Below are 4,777 nucleotides of genomic sequence, written 5' to 3'. Positions count from 1 at the left end.
GGTGTTGGTGTTGGTGTTGGCGTTGGCGTTGGCGTTGGTGTTGGCGTTGGTGTTGGTGTTGGCGTTGGCGTTGGCGTTGGTGTTGGCGTGCCGATTTCAGCTCCCATGTCTTTTCCATCACTGGCGGCGGTTTTACCGACAGAGCCTGATGACAGCAAATAGTCCGTCTTGAGATCCATTGTACCGGAAGCATTGGAAAAACTAGGTGTTCCGGATATCGACTGGCCATCTTTACTCGAAAAGGTTTTCCATGCTGCCAAAGAGTAATCTACATTATTATTCGTAACGGCGGTTCCGGCTGGATATAAATTATAGTTGAATGTATTCGTTTGCCAGGTTGTAGTGTTTGAATATTCATAGATTTTGGCTGTAGGAATATAAAGATTGTCGCGAATTATATTATTCAGCGCTCCGCCGTCTAGATGGTAGATACCCAGTTGTCCACTATAAATCGTATTATGCGTAATCGTATTATTGTCTCCATTGGCGCCGCCGTTAGAGTCGTTAAGCTTGAACTCGGCATTAGACTTGCCCATCACATTGTCGTGAATATAACCGTATCCCGTATTCAGCGACATGGACCACCTGCTTGTATGATGGATAAAGTTGTAAGCGATCTCAATACCTGTATTATAGTTAGGAAGGAATTGTCCGTGCTTGTAGTAGATTCCTATCGGCACATTGGATATTTCGTTATTTAATAGCTTCAAGCCTTTGGCGCTAAAGGCTATAAGGCCAGCCGTATTCTGATGAACGCTAAGAGAGGCTCCCGGCCCTACGATACGGTTGTTTCTGACTACAATGTTGCTCGCTGGACCGTTTACGTATACAAAGCCTACGTTATCGCCGCCACTATAATTGTGAGCATAGTTATTCTCGACAATTCCGCCGTCAATCGCAACATCTTGTCCGAACTTAAGGATCGTCTGCCCCCCTGTAAACTCCAGGTTCTGAATGATATTCCAGCTCTTCTCAATTTTGATGACTTCCGCAAGGCTGCCGCCATGAATCCTTGCTTGTTCTCCAGGATAGCTTCTGAAGGTAATAGGTTCTGCGGCCGTCCCGTTATACCCGTAAAACTTGGTCCAGATCGTGGACGTAACATTGTACGTTCCGGCTCGGAAATTGACCGTATCGCCTGCTTGCGCTTCTGTCCAAGCTTTCATAGGAGTAGCCCAGGGATGATTGATATCGTTCTGCGCCCGGGTGTAGCTGTCGCTCCCGTTCGGGGCTACATATAAAGACTTCCCTGCGGCTTTCGCAGATTCGATGCCAGTAATACTGCTGGCTGTTAGAAGGATGGCAACCATCAGGACAAATAGACAACTCTTTCTTAACCATATCATGTGCTTTACCTCCATTTTTTTTAGTAGCTTCTCGGAATGATCCGAGTCAGACGTTTCAAGGTTTGTGTCATCACCCCCTGTCGCATGCTTCCCGCCTCCTGCCTGCAATAAGATACTCCTAAAATATTTGGCTTATTATAGAGGTACACCCTCGAAAGCCCTTACATAATGGGCCAGCGTGATAGCTAGCTTCACGGAGATACAGTCAAAGTGCCGTCCTCGTTGATCAATACACGATTGGATGGTTCGTCGGACGACCGTCCTCCTGTGTTGTCCCATGCCCATACATCACGGAAATACCAGCGTGCTTCCGGTCCAAGACTGGCAATAACCTCTGGTGAAACATGATTGTCACGATGCCACCTCATCCCAACATTGACGAAGGAGAAGAACAAGGACACTCGCGGGTGATTCGGATTTTTCCAGACAGGTCCCGCGTGACATGTATTTTCACTGAAAAAGAGTACCGAGCCCGGAGAAGCGTCATAGCTTTCAAAGGGCGGCTCGTACTCTCTTCTCTCACGAAGAGATTCGGGAATAGGATAGTTTGCCTTGTGGCTGCCCGGCAAGAATACCGTTCCCCCGTCCTCCTTGCTTACCGGGTTAAGTTCAATGGCCATTCGAACCATACCGGCATGAATGGTTCCATTGGTAAAGTGATAATGGAAATGAGGGTTCGACATCGGCCCTCCCTGATGGGGTCCAAGATTGTGACCCACTCCGCGTTCTCTCCATACAAGGAATGTACTGTCCAAGCGGAAATCGGGTCCGATTAATTCCTTCAGTACACCCTTGACTATGGGATTCGAGAACACAGCCTCCACGGCTCCACCTGGAATTCCCGGAACGTCACCTCTCGCTTTCTCGGGATGCTTCAGCTGGTAGACCTGATCCTTCATGGCTTCTACTTGCATGGGGCTGAACACATCCGGAATAAGCAGATAACCTTTAAGATCGAATAGGAACTTCTGTTCTTCCGTCATGACAAACTGAGAGAAATCCATTGTAAACTCCATCTACATTCCTCCTTTACTCGTAGTTTATTACTTCCAATATGGCTTAGAAAGAAACGCCTTTTTACATACCGAAACCACTTTCGACTTATTGATAACAGCGGTTCCGGTAGGGTGTAAATCATAATTTAACGTATCCAGAGGCAGTTGGGGTATGGGTTTCCCATACCCCCATTGCCTGCTTCTCCTTCCTCTGCAATGTGGCAACGCCTATCGAGCGCCAGGAGCCTCGAATGTTCCGGAAGCCGACAAGATATCGGCCCGAGCCCAATGATCAGTTGGAACATCGGTCCAAGCCGCCGAAGTCCCCCCTGCACCCACCGGTCGTTGCAGCAAGCGATTCAGCACCGTGACGGCTTCAGCTCGGGTTAGCGAACGATCTGGTTGGAAAGTATGATCGGGATAACCTGTCATCCATGCATTTGCTTGAGTGGCTTCGATATAAGTCGCCGCCCAATGGGATTGGATATCCACTAAGCCATTAGGTGTCGGCTTGCCTCCAATAGGCTTCATCAGGGTCACAATCATCTTGGCAAATTCGGCGCGCGTGATAGGCGCATCCGGTCGGAATGTCTGATCGGGATACCCGTCCATGATTCCGGCAATCGCCAGCTTGTCCAAATCCTTATACGCCCAATGAGCGATATCTACATCGCTGTATGGCGTAGTTGTTCGAGATAACCTGCTGACAAGCTGTTGTTTCGACCCAATCCGAGCAATCAACACCGCGATCTCAGCCCGCGTAATAGATGCATCGGGACGGAAGGTGCCATCCTCGTAGCCGAAAATGTAACGTTCCCATATTACAGGGGGGTGGGTCACGCTTATCATTGTAAAAGTACTGAATTTATTGATGTCGATAAGCAACCCTACCGGTCGATTCGCCGAATCATATTTCACCTCGCCGCGGTAGACAGCCTTTTCTCCATCGCTATGCTCCACGAATACGGCCAGCTGCTTAAGGAACGCAGCTCTTGCCTCAGGGTCAGCTGGCAGCTCCTCAGGGGAAATCGGAAACTCCAGTCGAGTCGGTCGATTGTTCAAATTCGTATCAATCTTGACCGGTTTGCCAAGAGTGGCTACGACTCCGCCTTCAGCAAACACTTGCATTTCAGTCGAAGCGATGACTCGTTTTTTGGTTGCATCTTCTTCTACCGCCCGTTCCGGTACGATTCGGAACCATACGTCCGAAGCGTCTGCACGAAGCGAGGACAGCGTTTGCTGCGACAAAGTAATGGTCACATTGGACGTCTCGATCGCCAACGGAGAAGAAGTGCTGCCGAGCTTGGAGACCGCTTCTTTCGATAATTCCACTCTAAGAAATTCGGCAAGTCCATCCGTTCCGCGCTCGTCAATCACCAGACGCATGGCGCCTGATCCGGAGGTCGTCTGTTGGCTTATCAATTGCTCCGCCAATCGCTCATTGATGGCTACGCTGTCTCCTTTTTGCCCTTCGACCGTAATTCGAGTTTTAGCGATCTCCGGGGATCCGGGTTGAGAAGGCGCCGTATTGTTGGAAGGCTGCTCCGGCGGTTGAACAGGTGTTTGCGGTTGCGGTTTGATCAACACCGACTTCTGCGTTTCGTCGACTGCTGGATCATATAACGCGTCCCCGCTGTAGCTGGACGTAATGTTATGCTGGCCGATGGCAAGATTGGTTGTCGTCAATGTCGCCGTGCCGTTCACCAGCGTCACCGGGCTGCCGATCGGCTGGCCGCCGTCCAGGAAAGTGACCGTTCCTGTCGGTGCCGGCGCTCCGCTGCCCGCCACGACCGTCTGCAATGTGACCGCACTGCCGTAGACCGCCTCGCTGACGGAAGCCGTTGTCGTGACCGTAGGCGTCTGGCGCGCAGCCGTCAGTCCGATCTTCTGCGTGCTCACGACGAAGTTGTCGATCACACGCGTCATGGACGCCGCAGGCGCCGTGTTGTTGAAGTTTTCGATGAAGATCGCGTTGATCCCATACTCGCTGTAGCTGCCTACCCAGTTCATATCTGTCTGTCTGGCCTGCAGCACATCGTCCACCCAGAACTCGAACACGCCGTTCGACTGTCCCGCGTCGTTGAGCTTGATGTGCGCTTCCACCGCCTGCCATTTGTCCCTCATGTCCGTTGCGAAGAACGGCACATTGCCTTGCAGCTTCCCGAGCCAGCGCAGGTTATTGAAGTCGTTGTACTGCGTCGTCTTCAGCACCCCGGCCGTGTCCGTCCCCGATGCCGGGTCCTGCGACAAGTAGTTGTTGTCCGGAGCCGCCGACCAGATGTGGCCGATCATCGCCTGCTTCCAGTCCGCGCTCGCCATGATCGTCGCCCGCGACAGCTTCTGCGCCCCGCTCACGGTCCAGGTAGGCCCGTTCTTCACGTAAAAGCGCCAGTAGATCTCGCGGTATTTCTCGGTCCCCTCGTCCACAGCCTTCAG

Annotated in this window: 3 protein-coding genes; all 3 read right to left on the bottom strand. The window is 51.5% G+C overall.

Going from position 1 to position 4,777, the window contains the following annotated elements; all coding sequences use genetic code 11:
* Positions 1–1,346 (bottom strand): right-handed parallel beta-helix repeat-containing protein (locus tag PKO02S_RS32860; RefSeq protein ID WP_176594943.1); only part of this gene is annotated, 1,346 nt, incomplete at its 3' end.
* 191 nt (positions 1,347–1,537) lie between these two features.
* Positions 1,538–2,362 (bottom strand): phytanoyl-CoA dioxygenase family protein, encoded by an 825-nt coding sequence (locus PKO02S_RS31535; RefSeq protein WP_127589190.1) that lies wholly within the window; start codon positions 2,360–2,362, stop codon positions 1,538–1,540.
* 207 nt (positions 2,363–2,569) lie between these two features.
* Positions 2,570–4,777, bottom strand: a 2,208-nt coding sequence (locus PKO02S_RS31530; RefSeq protein ID WP_174819980.1) for an S-layer homology domain-containing protein, incomplete at its 5' end; no start/stop codon positions are given.

Source organism: Paenibacillus koleovorans NBRC 103111, from assembly GCF_004000845.1.
Taxonomy (GTDB): domain Bacteria; phylum Bacillota; class Bacilli; order Paenibacillales; family NBRC-103111; genus Paenibacillus_AA; species Paenibacillus_AA koleovorans.
The sequence above is the reverse complement of the archived record's forward strand: the minus strand, read 5'-3'. Positions and strand labels throughout refer to the sequence as shown.

What these genes read in the sequence shown, in the direction of transcription:
- PKO02S_RS31535 (WP_127589190.1), bottom strand. Translation starts at nt 2,362, where the DNA reads ATGGAGTTTACAATGGATTTCTCTCAGTTTGTCATGACGGAAGAACAG.